Genomic DNA, 13046 nt, shown 5'->3' on the forward strand with positions numbered 1-13046 from the left:
GGGCCAATCCGAGTTACTGACTGCGTTTATGACAGAAATGGCCTGAAAAATTGCCGGAAAGTGTCATAAACTCCTACAGTTTCACATTTGCAGCCCGTGCCCGCATTCACACGTGCAGCCCGCTGAAGGGCCGCCCCACGGTCGTCGACAAGCAAAAAGCGCCGAACCGGCAAACAATTGCTTGCTCAGTTCGGCGCCAGTTCAACGCTCACGGGTCAATGCTGAACCGTCAACGTTTAGAGGTTCGGGAACCAAATACCAATCTCGCGCTCAGCGGACTCCGGGGAATCGGAACCGTGAACAACGTTGTTAGCAACCTCAAGTGCGAAGTCACCGCGGATGGAGCCCGGAGTTGCGGCCTCAACCGGGTTAGTGCCGCCAGCGAGCTGACGCCAAGCAGCGATTGCGTTCGGGCCCTCGATAACACCAGCGACCAGCGGTGCAGAGGTGATGAAATCAACCAGCTCACCAAAGAACGGCTTATCGACGTGCTCTGCGTAGTGCTCCTTCGCAGTTGCCTCGTCAGCAACACGGAGGTCAAGCGCGACCAGCTTCAGGCCCTTACGCTCAATGCGGGAGATAACTTCGCCGACCAGACCGCGGGAAACGCCGTCCGGCTTGATCAGAATAAGAGTACGTTCAGTCATGGTGAGCATCTTACTATGACAAACCCCGCTACACCGGAGTGGTGGTGCAGCGGGGTGAAAGTCGCGACTACGAGCGCGGGAGACTTACGAGTGCTGGGTGGTCAACAGACCGCGCTCCATACGCTGGAGGAGGTTCTTCCGCAGGTGCAGAATGTAGGCCCACACTAGTGCGAAGAAGATACCCACCACGCCCATGGACACATGCGTGAAGATAGCCAGCACACCAAAGACCTGCAGCACAATGTTGGCTTTCAGGGCCCAGGGCTGCTTCTGCAGGAAGGCCATCGCAATCAGAGCCAGGCCCAGGATGGTGATGTACGTAACCGAAAAGGTCTGGTTGATCTGGCCGTCGGGAATGCGCGTGACCACAGTCAGACCAAGCAGCACCGAAATAGCCTGCATAATCAGCGTGCCGGACATAACACCACGCAGACCCTTCAGCGGGTCCTTAGCCGGATCGTGTCCCGCACCGAGCGGACCATACTTGCCGCCCTCACTCAGGTCACGCCCCTCGCGGTAGGCGCGCAGGGCCTCGCGGTCGGCAGCGGTGTAGTCCTCCGCGCTATTGCCCTGTGGCTGGCTCGCCTGAGATTCGCTCATTGCGGGTCCTTTCCAAATAGTGTCCGGGCTTCGCCCGCAGTGACAACAGATCCAGTGACGATCACACCGGAACCAGAGACAATACCGTCTCCGGTGTCGGTTTCCTCAGCCAGTGCGACAGCTAGCTCAACGGCGGACGGCAGAGTTGGCACGCGATGCACGCGCTCCTCGCCGAAAATCTCCTCCGCGAGGTCAGCCAGGTCGTCGTAGTGCAGCGCACGCGGCGAGGTGTTCTGGGTGATAACCACTTCTTCGAAGTAGGGCTCCAGCTCAACCAGCAGCCCACGAGCATCCTTCTCCCCCAGCACCGACAGCACACCGATGACACGGCGGAAGTCGAACTCAGCGGAGAGGGCCGTGCGTAGCGCACGGGCACCGTGCGGATTGTGGGCGGCATCGATGAACACCGTCGGGGTCGAGCGCACGCGCTCCAGGCGGCCGGGCGATGCGACCGTCGCAAAGCCTTCGCGAACCGCATCAATGTTGAGCGGACGCCCCGGACCTGCGCCGAAGAACGCCTCCACCGCAGCCAGTGCTGTGGCTGCGTTACGCGCCTGATGCGGACCGTGCAGCGGCAGATGGATGTCGTCATACTCGCCGGCCAGGCCCTTGAGCGTCAGGTTCTGCCCGCCGACCGCCAGCTGATGACTGACGACGCCGTACTCAACTCCAGCGCGGGCGACGGAGGCGTCCATTTCCACGGCACGGCGCAAAACGACGTCCATTGCTTCCGGCTCTTGCTCGCCGACAATGGCGACATTGTCCGGTGGCGTGAGCAAGTCGTCCTTGTTCCACCGCGACTTGATGATGCCGGCCTTCTCAGAAGCGATTTCAGCCAGGGTATCGCCGAGGTACTCCGTGTGATCGAGACCGATTGGGCAGATGACTGCCACGTCGGCCTCCACCACGTTGGTCGCATCCCATGTGCCGCCCATGCCGACTTCCACCACGGCGACATCAACAGGAGCGTCGGCGAAGGCAGCGTAGGCCATGGCCGTGAGGACCTCGAACTTACTCATCTGCGGGCCGCCCTTTTCGGCGGACTTGGCGTCAACCATTTCCACGTAGGGCTGAATCTCGCGCCAGATGCGCACGTAATCGCGTGGATGAATGGGCTGGCCATCGATGGCGATGCGCTCGGTAACCAGCTGCAGATGCGGACTGGTGGTGCGGCCGGTGCGACGACCGAGAGCGCGCACCAGCGACTCAATCATGCGCACAGTGGAAGTCTTGCCATTCGTGCCGGCAACGTGAATGACCGGAGTGGCACGCTCAGGATGGCCAAGGATGTCCATCAGCATCTCGATTCGCTCGAGCGACGGGTCAATCTTGGTCTCCGGCCAGCGCTGATCCAGCTCGGCTTCCACCTCTGCGAGTTCGCGCAGTTCCTCTGCGGTGGCCTCCAGCGGAGCCGGCTCGTTGACTGGGCGATCCACATCCACCGGCAGGCTCAGGCCTTCCTCGGACACGGAGACCTCACCGAGGCGCATGTCATCGGGCATGCGGCCATCAGCCATCACACCGGCGATTTCACGAGGTTCGAGGTCCTCGACGATCTGAGAGTCAGCCGGATCGAATTCGAACTCACGCGCTGCGGTGGACTCTTCTCGCATCGCAGACTCTTCCTGCGTCACCGAATCGTCGCCGCCGCCAAGATTCAAACGAATCTCGCCTGCGGCCTCATCACGTGGTTCAGCATCCCGTGGATCGGTCATGCCTGCGGAAGTCCCTCCAAACGAGCCTTAATACGGTCAATCTCCTCCAGTGCGAACTGGTGGCGAGTCTTAATCTTCTCCACGACCTGCTCCGGAGCCTTGGACAGGAAGGCCTCGTTGCCGAGCTTCTTCTCGGTGCCGGCCAGTTCCTTCTCTGCCTTGGCCAGGTCCTTTTCCAGGCGCTTGCGTTCAGCGGCCACGTCGACGGTGCCGGAGGTATCCAGCTCGATCAGGACAGTGGCCTGAGACAGGCGCACCTCAATGGAAGCGGTAGCGGTGAATCCATCCTCCGGCGCCTCAGCACGAGCCAGCGAACGAATCATCTCTTCCTGAGCAGTCAGATCAGCATCCGCCAGGTTCATGCGTGCCGGCACGCGCTGCGACGGCTTCACACCCTGGTCATTGCGGAAACGACGCAGCTCGGTGACCAACTTCTGGGCATCGGCAATACGACGTGCGGCAACCTCGTCGACAGCAGCGCTGTCGGTGGTCATGGTTGCATCCGGCCAGGCGGAAATAACCAGAGAATCCTCGAAGCCCTCCGCGCCGTCGGTAAGCGCCTTCCACAGCGTCTCCGTGACGAACGGCATGGACGGGTGCAGCAGACGCAGCAGCGTATCCAGCACGCGGCCGAGAACCAGACGAGTGGAGGCGGCGCGGGCGGCCTGCTCCTCGGTCATGGTCTCGCCGTCGTTCAGGCGCGGGAAGTCAACCTTGGTCATCTCCAGGTACCAGTCACAGACCTCGTCCCATGCGAAGTGGTAGAGGGCCTCGTTGGCCTTGGAGAACTCGTACTTATCCAGCGCAGCGTCAACCTCGGCGCGGACCTGTTCCAGGCGGTCCAGGATCCAGCGGTCGGTGTCGGTGAGCTGGTCGCGGTCCGGCAGCTCGCCCACGTGGGCCCCGTTCATCAGCGCAAAGCGGGTGGCGTTGAACAGCTTGGTGGCGAAGTTACGGGAGCTCTGAGCGGCGTCATTACCGACCGGCAGGTCAGAGCCTGGGTTAGCGCCACGCGCCAGCGTGAAGCGAAGTGCGTCCGCACCGTAGTCACGGACCCAGTCCAGCGGGTCAATGCCATTGCCGAGGGACTTCGACATCTTGCGACCCTGCTCATCGCGGACCAGACCGTGCAGGAAGACATCCTTAAACGGCACCTGCGGACGACCGTCGCGCCCCTTACCCAGCGGTGAATCAGCCAGGGTGGCAGCAAAGGTCGAGAACATCATCATGCGCGCGACCCAGAAGAACAGAATGTCATAGCCGGTAACCAGTACGGATGTCGGGTAGAACTTCTCCAGCTCTGGGGTGGCTTCCGGCCAACCCATCGTGGAAAACGGCCACAGCGCAGACGAGAACCAGGTATCCAGCACGTCCGGATCCTGCGTCCAGCCCTCGCCCGTCGGAACCTCATCATCCGGGCCGACACAGACGACCTCGCCATTCGGGCCGTACCAAATCGGGATGCGGTGGCCCCACCACAGCTGGCGGGAAATACACCAGTCGTGCATGTCATCGACCCAATCGAACCAGCGCGGCTCCTGCGAAGCTGGGTGAATAACCGTGTCGCCCTCGCGAACAGCATCGCCGGACATCTTGGCCAGCTCATCGACCTTAACGAACCACTGCAGGCTCAGCAGCGGCTCAATCGGCTCACCCGAGCGCTCCGAGTGGCCGACCGAGTGAACGTACGGGCGGACCTCCTTGACAATGCGCCCCTGCTCACGCAGCGCCTCCGTCAGCGCAGTACGGGCTTCCGCACGATCCATGCCGTCGAAACGCGTGCCAGTGTTGAAGATACGGCCAGTGGTGTCGATGACCTCCGGCATATCCAGGTCGTGGCGCTGGCCCATAGCGAAGTCATTCGGATCGTGCGCCGGCGTGATCTTCACCGCGCCGGTACCGAACTCGCGGTCCACGTAGTCATCGGCGATGACCTGAATCTTCAGGTCCTCGCGGAACGGGTGGTCCAGAACCTTGCCCACCAGGTGCGTGTAGCGCTCATCCTCCGGGTGCACGGCAATTGCCACGTCACCCAGCATCGTCTCCACACGAGTCGTCGCCACAACAATGGAGTCCTCCCCATCGCCGTAGCGGAAAGACACGAGCTCGCCTTCAGCGTCCTCGTACTTGACCTCAATATCCGAGATTGCAGTCTGCAGCACTGGCGACCAGTTGACCATGCGCTTGGCGCGGTAAATCAGGCCGCGGTCAAACAGTTCCTTAAAAATCGTCTGAACCGCACGGGACAGGCCCTCGTCCAGAGTGAAGCGCTCACGTGACCAATCCAGGGAGTCACCAATCTGGCGCATCTGGTTGCCGATACGTCCGCCGTAATCGTGCTTCCACTCCCAGACCTTCTCCACGAATTCCTCGCGGCCGTAATCGAAGCGGTCCTTACCTTCGGACTCCTTCAGCATCGCCTCGACCTTGGTCTGAGTTGCGATACCCGCGTGGTCCATACCCGGCAGCCACAGCACCTCGTAGCCCTGCATGCGCTTACGGCGCACCAGCGCATCCATCAAAGTGTGGTCCAGTGCGTGGCCCATGTGCAGCTGACCCGTCACATTCGGCGGGGGCAGCACAATAGAGTAAGCCGGCTTGGAGCTAGACGGATCAGCCTCGAAATAGCCAGCGTCTACCCAGCCCTGGTACAGGTCCGACTCCACGTCAGCCGGGTTCCACGACTTGGGCAACTTATCTGCTCTGTTTAGGTCCACGTTGTTCTCAGTCACGCGTCACATCTTAGCGCCTTGCCCGGATTTGGTTTTCCAGGGGCTTTACGACGGCCCTTGCGCCCCACCCATATCTGCTATCAGCGACTTATGCACCGCCGAATTCAAGCCTTTCTCCCGCTCCGAGCCAAACCGTGATTACCGCGCAAAATAAAAGCGCTCTCTTGTGTAATCATCACAAGAGAGCGCCTCTAAACGGCCGTTGAACAGCTCTTAGACCAGCAGGTCCTTAACAGCCTCGCGCTCTTCGCGCAGTGCCTTGACGTTGCGCTCGATGCCAGCGCGCTGAACCTCGGAGAGATCCAGGCCCTCAACGCGAACCCACTCGCCGTCCTTGGCGTAGCACGGAACACCAGCGACCAGGCCCTCGTCGATGCCGTAGGAGCCGTCGGACGGAAGTGCGACAGAGACCCACTCGCCCTCTGGGGTACCCGTGACCCAGTCACGCATGTGGTCAACTGCGGCTGCGGCAGCGGAAGCTGCGGAGGAAGAACCGCGGACCTCGATGATTTCTGCGCCACGCTTCGCGACACGCGGGATGAAGTCCTGCTCGACCCATGCAGCGTCAACCTTGTCGGAGACCTTCTCGCCTGCAATGGTGGCGTAGGTGATGTCCGGGAACTGGTCTGCGGAGTGGTTACCCCAGACGATCATGTTCTTGATCTCAGTGGTCGGAACACCAATCTTTTGCGACAGCTGGGACAGGGAACGGTTGTGGTCCAGGCGCATCATGGCAGTGAAGCGCTCTGCCGGGATGTCCTTAGCGTGGGAAGCGGCAATCATGGTGTTGGTGTTGGCCGGGTTGCCGACAACCAGAACCTTGATGTCGTCTGCTGCATGATCGTTCAGTGCGGCACCCTGCGGACCGAAGATCTTGCCGTTGGCACCCAGCAGTGCGGAGCGCTCCTCGCCCTTGCCGCGCGGCTTTGCACCGACCAGGAATGCGGCGTTGGCACCGTCGAATGCCTTTGCCGGATCATCGGTGATGTTGATGCCAGTCAGAAGCGGGAAGGCGGAGTCAAACAGCTCCATGGCGACGCCTTCGGTGGCGTGCAGCGCCGGAGTGATCTCCAGCAGGTTCAACTCAACCGGGGTCTCAGGGCCGAAAACCGAACCGCTGGCAATGCGGAAGAGCAGGGAGTAAGCGATCTGTCCGGCGGCGCCGGTAACTGCAACCTTTACGGGAGTCTTGTTCACTTCAGGCCTTTCTCGAGAGAGAATCAATTCGCTGCCCACTCTAATGCGACTACAGAATTGGCGCAGACGGGGGCGATGCGCTCAGGCCATTTCTGAAAAACGGATAGCATTAGGCATGACTTACGGTCGTGTACTCATTTCACTAGAAAGAAGTCCGCGACTGACCAATTTCACCCCCGTTAGATAGCCAAAACCCCTTAGTCTCTCTCTAGTCCAAGCAAAGGATTTTCATGAAGTCTCCAGGCTCCTCTGATGCAATCCCCCATGCAGTCTTGGTGGCAGCACTTCAAGAATTCACCGCAAAGGGGTATGCAGATGCCCGTTTGGATGCCATTGCTGCCGCCTCTGGTGTCTCCAAGCGCATGCTTCACTACCACTGTGGTGACAAGTTGGGACTCTACAGGGCGACGTGGGCACATGTGCTGGAGACCGTAAGGCCTGACGACGACGACCTGCGCCCGCACTCCAATGTGCCGGTGGAAGCCCTGCAGCATGTGGTCGGTGTTATCTATGACTACTTCTCGGCGAACCCGCTCGCCGTGCGGTTCATCATCCAGGAAAACCTACATCCGGTCCTGCCGCTAGAAGGCGTGACTGGGCTTGGTGGTCAGAGCCCAATTGTTTTGGAGTTTGACCGCATCTTGTTGCTCGGCCGCGATTACGGTGCATTCCGCACTGACATTTCCGCACTTGATCTTTATATTCTCGTGCTCTCACTGGCCACCTTCCCCACCCTGCACCAACGGACTTTTGAAAACCTCTACGGCATTGAAATGCAGTCGACGGTGCTGTCGGACAAGCTGCGTGAGTTCGCACAGGACACCGTGACCAGCCTGTTGACATCCTCGCCTCGCAACGAACCGGGAAGCTCGTACACTTCCTTGCTGGCCTCCCATGGCGCGAACTCGTCCGCGCTTGGCGCAGAGGTCTATGGCGATCAGCCCAACCCAGAGACTCAGGACTTGGCTGCTGATGATGCCCCGGATTACCGCGACATCTACGGCATGGACGACTAGGGCTCCACACAGACATCAAAACCCGGTTAGAGCAGGCGCTCTAACCGGGTTTTCAGCTACCTTTACGCAGTCTTCTTGTCCGCGCTGCGTTCAACGAGTTCTGGCGCTGCACCGTCCGTGATGCATTCCTTGTGGACAATGACCTCCGCAACGTCGTCACGCTCTGGTACGTCGAACATCACGGGAACCAAGATTTCTTCCATGATGCCGCGCAGACCACGGGCGCCGGTATTGCGGCTAATCGCCTTGGCAGCAATGGCGCGCAGCGCCTCGTCGTCGATGGTGAGGCGCACACCATCCATGTCGAACAGGTGCTGGTATTGGCGGACCAGGGAGTTCTTGGGCTCGGTGAGTACGCGAACCAGCGCGTCCTCATCGAGGTTGGTGACCGATGCGATGACGGGCAGGCGACCAATGAACTCAGGGATCAGGCCGAATCGAACGAGGTCCTCCGGCAGCACGTCGCGGAATGGATCCTTCATATCCGCGTCGTTAGCCGAGGTGACATCTGCGCCGAAGCCCAGCCCCTTCTTACCGACACGCTCCTGCACGACCTTCTCCAGACCGGCAAACGCACCGGCGACGATGAACAGGACATTGGAGGTGTCGAACTGAATGAACTCCTGGTTTGGCAGCTTGCGCCCACCCTGCGGGGGCACGGCGGCTACGGTTCCCTCGAGAATCTTCAGCAGCGCCTGCTGCACACCTTCACCGGAGACATCGCGAGTGATAGAGGTGTTTTCAGACTTACGCGAGATCTTGTCAATCTCATCGACGTAAATGATGCCGCGCTGCGCCTTCTCGACGTCGAAATCAGTAGCCTGCAGCAACTTCAGCAGGATGTTCTCCACATCCTCACCGACATAGCCGGCCTCGGTCAGGCTGGTGGCGTCAGCGATTGCGAACGGCACATCCAGCTTGCGAGCCAGCGTCTGTGCCAGGTAGGTCTTGCCACAGCCTGTCGGCCCCAGCAAGAGAATGTTCGACTTCTGTAGCTCGACGTCGTTGTCCGACTTGGTCTCTGCAGCACGAAGGCGCTTGTAGTGGTTGTAGACCGCGACGGCTAGGGTGCGCTTTGCCATGTCCTGGCCGATGACGTACTCATCGAGGAAGTCGCGAATTTCCATCGGACGCGGCAGGCGGTCGTCGTTGCCAGTTGCCTCGCCGCCGGTGTTGAGCTCCTCTTCAATAATCTCGTTGCAGAGCTCGATGCACTCATTACAGATGTACACACCAGGTCCGGCAATCAGCTTTTTGACCTGCTTCTGACTCTTTCCACAGAAAGAGCACTTCAGCAAATCCGCACTTTCTTGCATACGCGCCATGAGGCTCCCGCCGCCGCCTTTCCGCTTCGTTGCCAATAACTGCTTCAGACCAGCCTACCGTGAGTGTGCGCAAATACCGGCTTCCACGCCAGGGGCGAGGCGAATTTCACGCGATCTCGCCCGGTGCTTTACGACGGCCAGTGCGCAGCACTCCAAAGAGACCATGTCCCCATTTAGGCGTTGTGCTTGCGGTACTCGAAGACCTGGTCGATGATGCCGTACTCGACGGCCTCTTCAGCGGTCAGGATCTTGTCACGGTCGGTGTCCTTGCGGATCTGCTCTGCAGTGCGACCGGAGTGGCGAGCCAACGTCTCCTCCATCAGCTTGCGCATGCGCTCGATTTCGTTCGCCTGAATCTCCAGGTCGGAAACCTGGCCCTGGATTCCCTGGGTAGCCGGCTGATGAATGAGAACGCGCGCATTCGGCAGAGCTGCACGCTTACCCGGTGCACCCGCAGCGAGCAGCACGGCTGCCGCGGAGGCAGCCTGGCCCAGGCACACGGTCTGCACGTCGGGACGCACGTACTGCATCGTGTCGTAGATGGCCATCAGCGAGGTGAAGGAGCCGCCTGGGGAATTGATGTACATCGTGATGTCACGATCCGGGTCCAGGCCCTCAAGCACCAGCAACTGCGCCATGATGTCGTTAGCGGCGGTGTCATCGACCTGGGAGCCGAGGAAGATAATGCGCTCTTCGAAGAGCTTGTTGTATGGGTTGGATTCCTTAGCACCAAAGCTGGAGTGCTCCACGAAAGAAGGAAGCACGTAGCGCGACTGCGGCATCTGCATATTGTTCATCTCCATGTTGATTAAATCGCCTCTAATTATTCGCTACTGTCCGCTTTTAGCGTGCGGTGTCCTTGAGAGCGGTCACGACGTGGTCAACCAGGCCGTATTCCTTAGCCTCAGCTGCGGTAAACCAGCGGTCGCGGTCCGAGTCTTCCTCAATGCGCTCGACCGGCTGACCGGTGTGCTGCGCAATCAGACGAGCCATCTCCTTCTTGGTGGCAGCGAACTGCTCAGCCTGAATGGTGATGTCGGATGCGGTACCGCCAATACCTGCAGATGGTTGGTGCATCATAATGCGGGCGTGCGGCAGTGCGTAACGCTTGCCCTTAGCACCTGCGGCGAGCAGGAACTGACCCATGGAAGCTGCCAAGCCCATGCCGTAGGTAGCCACGTCGCACGGAACAAACTGCATGGTGTCGTAAATGGCCATGCCGGCGGTGACGGAGCCACCCGGGGAGTTAATGTACAGCGAGATATCCGCCTCCGGGTCCTCAGCTGCCAGGAGCAGCATCTGACCGCAGAGCTTGTTGGCAATCTCGTCGTCGACCTGCTCACCCAGCCAAATAATGCGCTCCTTGAGCAGCTTGTCGAAAACCGTGTTCGTCGACATCTGGGCGTTATCGCTCATCTGTGTACTCCTTCTTCGTACGTGTGCGAGTTTGTCGTTCACTAGAGGGTAACGAAAAGGGCCGTCCCTTTGTTTCAGGAACGGCCCTTGTTCGCTATAAGCGTTGCAGCATAAGGAATGCGTCGCGCTAACGGCGGGGCTTACTCAGCCGAGTTGTCCTCAGCCTTGTCGGACTCAGCCTTCTCAGCCTCAGCTTCGACCTCACCGAAGTACTCGTTCAGATCGATTTCGTTGCCCTCAGTGTCCTTGGCGGAAGCCTTCAGGATCGAGGTAGCCAGAGCCTTGCCGCGGCGAACGTCTGCAAACAGGTTGCCGAGCTGGCCGGACTGCTGAATCTGCTGGATGAACTGGTTCGGGTCCATGCCGTAAGACTGAGCAGTGAACAGGATGTGGTCGGTGAGCTCCTGCTGGGAAACGTCCGGCTGGATCTCCTCAGCCAGTGCATCCAGGAACAGCTGGGTGCGAACAGCTTCCTCAGCGGACTTCTTGGAGTCCTCGTCGAACTGCTCACGAGTGGTGCCCTGGGCCTCCAGCATGGAGTTCAGAACCTTCTCGTCGCCGCCGAACTGACCCAGCAGCTGCTGCAGCTGGCCCTCGACCTGCTCCTTGACAACACCCTCCGGAAGAGCGATTGTGGTCTGCTCCATTGCGGCAGCCAGGACCTTGTCGCGGACCTGCTGAGCCTGTTCGCCCTTCTTGGTGTTCTCGACCTGGCGTGCCAGGTCTTCCTTCAGCTCCTCGATGGTGTCGAACTCGGAAGCCATCTGAGCGAAGTCGTCGTCAGCTTCCGGCAGCTCGCGGACCTTGACGGACTGAACGGTAACGGTGACCTGAGCGTCCTCGCCCTCGTGCTCGCCAGCAACCAGCTTGGTGGTGAATTCCTTGGACTCGCCCTGGGACAGGCCAACAACAGCCTCATCCAGGCCGTCAATCAGATCGTCGGAGCCAACCTGGTAGGACAGTCCCTCGGTGGAAGCCTCTTCCAGCTCTTCACCGTCGATAGTGGCGGACAGGTCGATGGAGACGAAGTCATCCTTCTCAACTGCGCGCTCAACGCCGGTCAGGGTGCCGAAGCGAGCGAGCAGGTTCTGCAGCTCAGCCTCAACAGCTTCCTCGTCGGCGACCAGCGGGTCAACCTCAACTGCGATGTCCTCGAACTTCGGCAGCCCAATCTCCGGACGGACGTCGACCTCAGCGGTGAACTCGACGAGCTCGCCGTCTTCCAGCTTGGTGATGTCAACCTCAGGCTGACCGATAACCTTCAGCTCCTCCTCGCGAACGACCTCGTCGTAGCGGGACGGAACCATGTCGTTGAGCACCTGCTCCAGGATTGGGCCGCGGCCGAAGCGGGCCTCAATCAGCTTTGCCGGTGCCTTGCCCTTACGGAAGCCCGGAATCTGGACCTGCTGAGCCAGTGCCTTGTAGGCATTGTCGAACTCTGGCTTCAGCTCGTCAAACGGGACCTCGACGGTAATCTTCACTCGGGTCTCATTGAGCTTCTCAACGGAAGACTTCACTGGTGCACTCTCCTGCAACTCGATGATTAATTCATAGACCACGGGAGTGCCCGTGATACTGGTCGGGGTAGCGGGATTTGAACCCACGGCCTTCCGCTCCCAAAGCGGACGCGCTACCAAGCTGCGCCATACCCCGTATGCGTCATTCGAAACCTAGCAGAAACCCCTTTGGAGCATCTGCACCGGGGCCCTCATAGTCGCGAAATCGCGTTTCCACAACGGACCCGTATAGATTTACCTGACGATTAACGAAATCACAAAACCACGCGTTCAACCAGGCCATTACTCTGTCTGAAAACGCTTTACGACGCCATCGAGAGCCAACCTGCCAACTACTACTGGTTTCATGAAATCCATGCATATCACAGGGCGTTTGCATCACCTCGGCACTGCTTTTGGCGGCCTCGTTTACTGCAAACACTCCATTCGTCGGCCGACCCTCCAAAGAAGCCGCCTAAAACGACTGCCCCTTTGTTGAGTCGTGTGACAGTGTAATCAACGGCTATACGCCTGTTTCATATACCCCATATTGCTTTAGTTTCATTTTCTGTTTTTCCCGGCCACAGCCACTTTTCTTTAAATCCTTCGAGAAAAACCTGGCATCGATTTTTGTATGTGCGCTTTAACGAGTTAATATGCCTTGTACCAAGACACGGTCTGGTTGAGGCGAGTGCGCATCTAAACCGGATTTCTGTCTATGGGGATGTCGTATAGTGGCTAATACCTCAGCCTTCCAAGCTGAAGACGCGGGTTCGATTCCCGTCATCCCCTCCATGTGAAAGCACCCTCCGGCCAGCGTCGGAGGGTGTTCTTCTTTTTGACGGGATCCGTCCCGAAATCCGTCACAGGGGGTTAAGTAAAGAAAAGTGTGTCTTTTCCGG

Annotated in this window: 10 protein-coding genes and 2 tRNA genes; 2 read left to right on the top strand and 10 right to left on the bottom strand. The window is 59.5% G+C overall.

Translation table 11 applies throughout. The features are described from left to right. Positions 1 to 236: 236 nt before the first annotated feature. The 5 genes from ndk to HMPREF2751_RS07535 all read right to left on the bottom strand — a co-directional run bounded on the left by ndk (position 237) and on the right by HMPREF2751_RS07535 (position 6891). Complete coding sequence (gene ndk / locus HMPREF2751_RS07515; protein ID WP_038629458.1) at positions 237 to 647, bottom strand: nucleoside-diphosphate kinase; 411 nt, start codon at positions 645 to 647, stop codon at positions 237 to 239. A gap of 84 nt (positions 648 to 731) precedes the next feature. After that, positions 732 to 1247, bottom strand: a complete 516-nt coding sequence (locus HMPREF2751_RS07520; RefSeq protein ID WP_070595796.1) for a DUF4233 domain-containing protein — start codon at positions 1245 to 1247, stop codon at positions 732 to 734. Then, a complete protein-coding gene (locus tag HMPREF2751_RS07525) occupies positions 1244 to 2749 on the bottom strand; it encodes a bifunctional tetrahydrofolate synthase/dihydrofolate synthase (RefSeq protein WP_231367219.1) in 1506 nt (501 codons plus the stop codon). Before HMPREF2751_RS07525 ends, HMPREF2751_RS07520 begins: the two co-directional genes overlap by 4 nt. 209 nt (positions 2750 to 2958) lie before the next feature. Further along, positions 2959 to 5694, bottom strand: a complete 2736-nt coding sequence (locus HMPREF2751_RS07530; protein ID WP_070595798.1) for a valine--tRNA ligase — start codon at positions 5692 to 5694, stop codon at positions 2959 to 2961. A gap of 213 nt (positions 5695 to 5907) precedes the next feature. Further along, complete coding sequence (locus HMPREF2751_RS07535) at positions 5908 to 6891, bottom strand: malate dehydrogenase (RefSeq protein ID WP_049170995.1); 984 nt, start codon at positions 6889 to 6891, stop codon at positions 5908 to 5910. Positions 6892 to 7121: 230 nt separating this feature from the next. On the opposite strand from HMPREF2751_RS07535, the gene HMPREF2751_RS07540 reads away from it, so the two are divergent. Continuing rightward, on the top strand, positions 7122 to 7907 hold the full coding sequence (locus HMPREF2751_RS07540) for a TetR/AcrR family transcriptional regulator (protein ID WP_049190863.1): 786 nt from the start codon (positions 7122 to 7124) through the stop codon (positions 7905 to 7907). Positions 7908 to 7969: 62 nt separating this feature from the next. On the opposite strand, the gene clpX is transcribed toward HMPREF2751_RS07540, so the two are convergent. The 5 genes from clpX to HMPREF2751_RS07565 all read right to left on the bottom strand — a co-directional run bounded on the left by clpX (position 7970) and on the right by HMPREF2751_RS07565 (position 12301). Next, complete coding sequence (gene clpX, locus HMPREF2751_RS07545) at positions 7970 to 9232, bottom strand: ATP-dependent Clp protease ATP-binding subunit ClpX (protein ID WP_048735141.1); 1263 nt, start codon at positions 9230 to 9232, stop codon at positions 7970 to 7972. A gap of 173 nt (positions 9233 to 9405) precedes the next feature. Further along, positions 9406 to 10029 carry an ATP-dependent Clp protease proteolytic subunit gene (locus HMPREF2751_RS07550; protein ID WP_369707172.1) on the bottom strand — a complete coding sequence of 208 codons (624 nt, stop codon included), beginning with the start codon at positions 10027 to 10029 and terminating at the stop codon, positions 9406 to 9408. A 46-nt stretch (positions 10030 to 10075) separates the two neighbouring features. After that, positions 10076 to 10648 (bottom strand): ATP-dependent Clp protease proteolytic subunit, encoded by a 573-nt coding sequence (locus HMPREF2751_RS07555; RefSeq protein ID WP_016422302.1) that lies wholly within the window; start codon positions 10646 to 10648, stop codon positions 10076 to 10078. 140 nt (positions 10649 to 10788) lie between these two features. Further along, the gene (gene tig / locus HMPREF2751_RS07560; protein WP_083295680.1) at positions 10789 to 12252 is read right to left on the bottom strand and encodes a trigger factor; all 1464 of its coding nucleotides are present in this window, start codon (positions 12250 to 12252) and stop codon (positions 10789 to 10791) included. Next, positions 12225 to 12301 (bottom strand) — tRNA-Pro (locus HMPREF2751_RS07565). The genes tig and HMPREF2751_RS07565 overlap by 28 nt, the downstream gene beginning before the upstream one ends. A gap of 563 nt (positions 12302 to 12864) precedes the next feature. Here HMPREF2751_RS07565 and HMPREF2751_RS07570 point away from each other — a divergent pair. Further along, positions 12865 to 12939: transfer RNA gene (locus tag HMPREF2751_RS07570), tRNA-Gly, on the top strand. The last annotated feature ends 107 nt before the right edge of the window (positions 12940 to 13046 follow it).

This window comes from Corynebacterium sp. HMSC063G05 (assembly GCF_001810555.1).
GTDB classification, from domain to species: Bacteria; Actinomycetota; Actinomycetes; order Mycobacteriales; family Mycobacteriaceae; genus Corynebacterium; species Corynebacterium jeikeium_D.

Coding starts and splice junctions, on each gene's coding strand:
- ndk (WP_038629458.1), bottom strand. CDS start 647: ATGACTGAACGTACTCTTATTCTGATCAAGCCGGACGGCGTTTCCCGC.
- HMPREF2751_RS07520 (WP_070595796.1), bottom strand. CDS start 1,247: ATGAGCGAATCTCAGGCGAGCCAGCCACAGGGCAATAGCGCGGAGGAC.
- HMPREF2751_RS07525 (WP_231367219.1), bottom strand. CDS start 2,749: ATGCCCGATGACATGCGCCTCGGTGAGGTCTCCGTGTCCGAGGAAGGC.
- HMPREF2751_RS07540 (WP_049190863.1), top strand. CDS start 7,122: ATGAAGTCTCCAGGCTCCTCTGATGCAATCCCCCATGCAGTCTTGGTG.
- clpX (WP_048735141.1), bottom strand. CDS start 9,232: ATGGCGCGTATGCAAGAAAGTGCGGATTTGCTGAAGTGCTCTTTCTGT.
- HMPREF2751_RS07550 (WP_369707172.1), bottom strand. CDS start 10,029: ATGAACAATATGCAGATGCCGCAGTCGCGCTACGTGCTTCCTTCTTTC.
- HMPREF2751_RS07555 (WP_016422302.1), bottom strand. CDS start 10,648: ATGAGCGATAACGCCCAGATGTCGACGAACACGGTTTTCGACAAGCTG.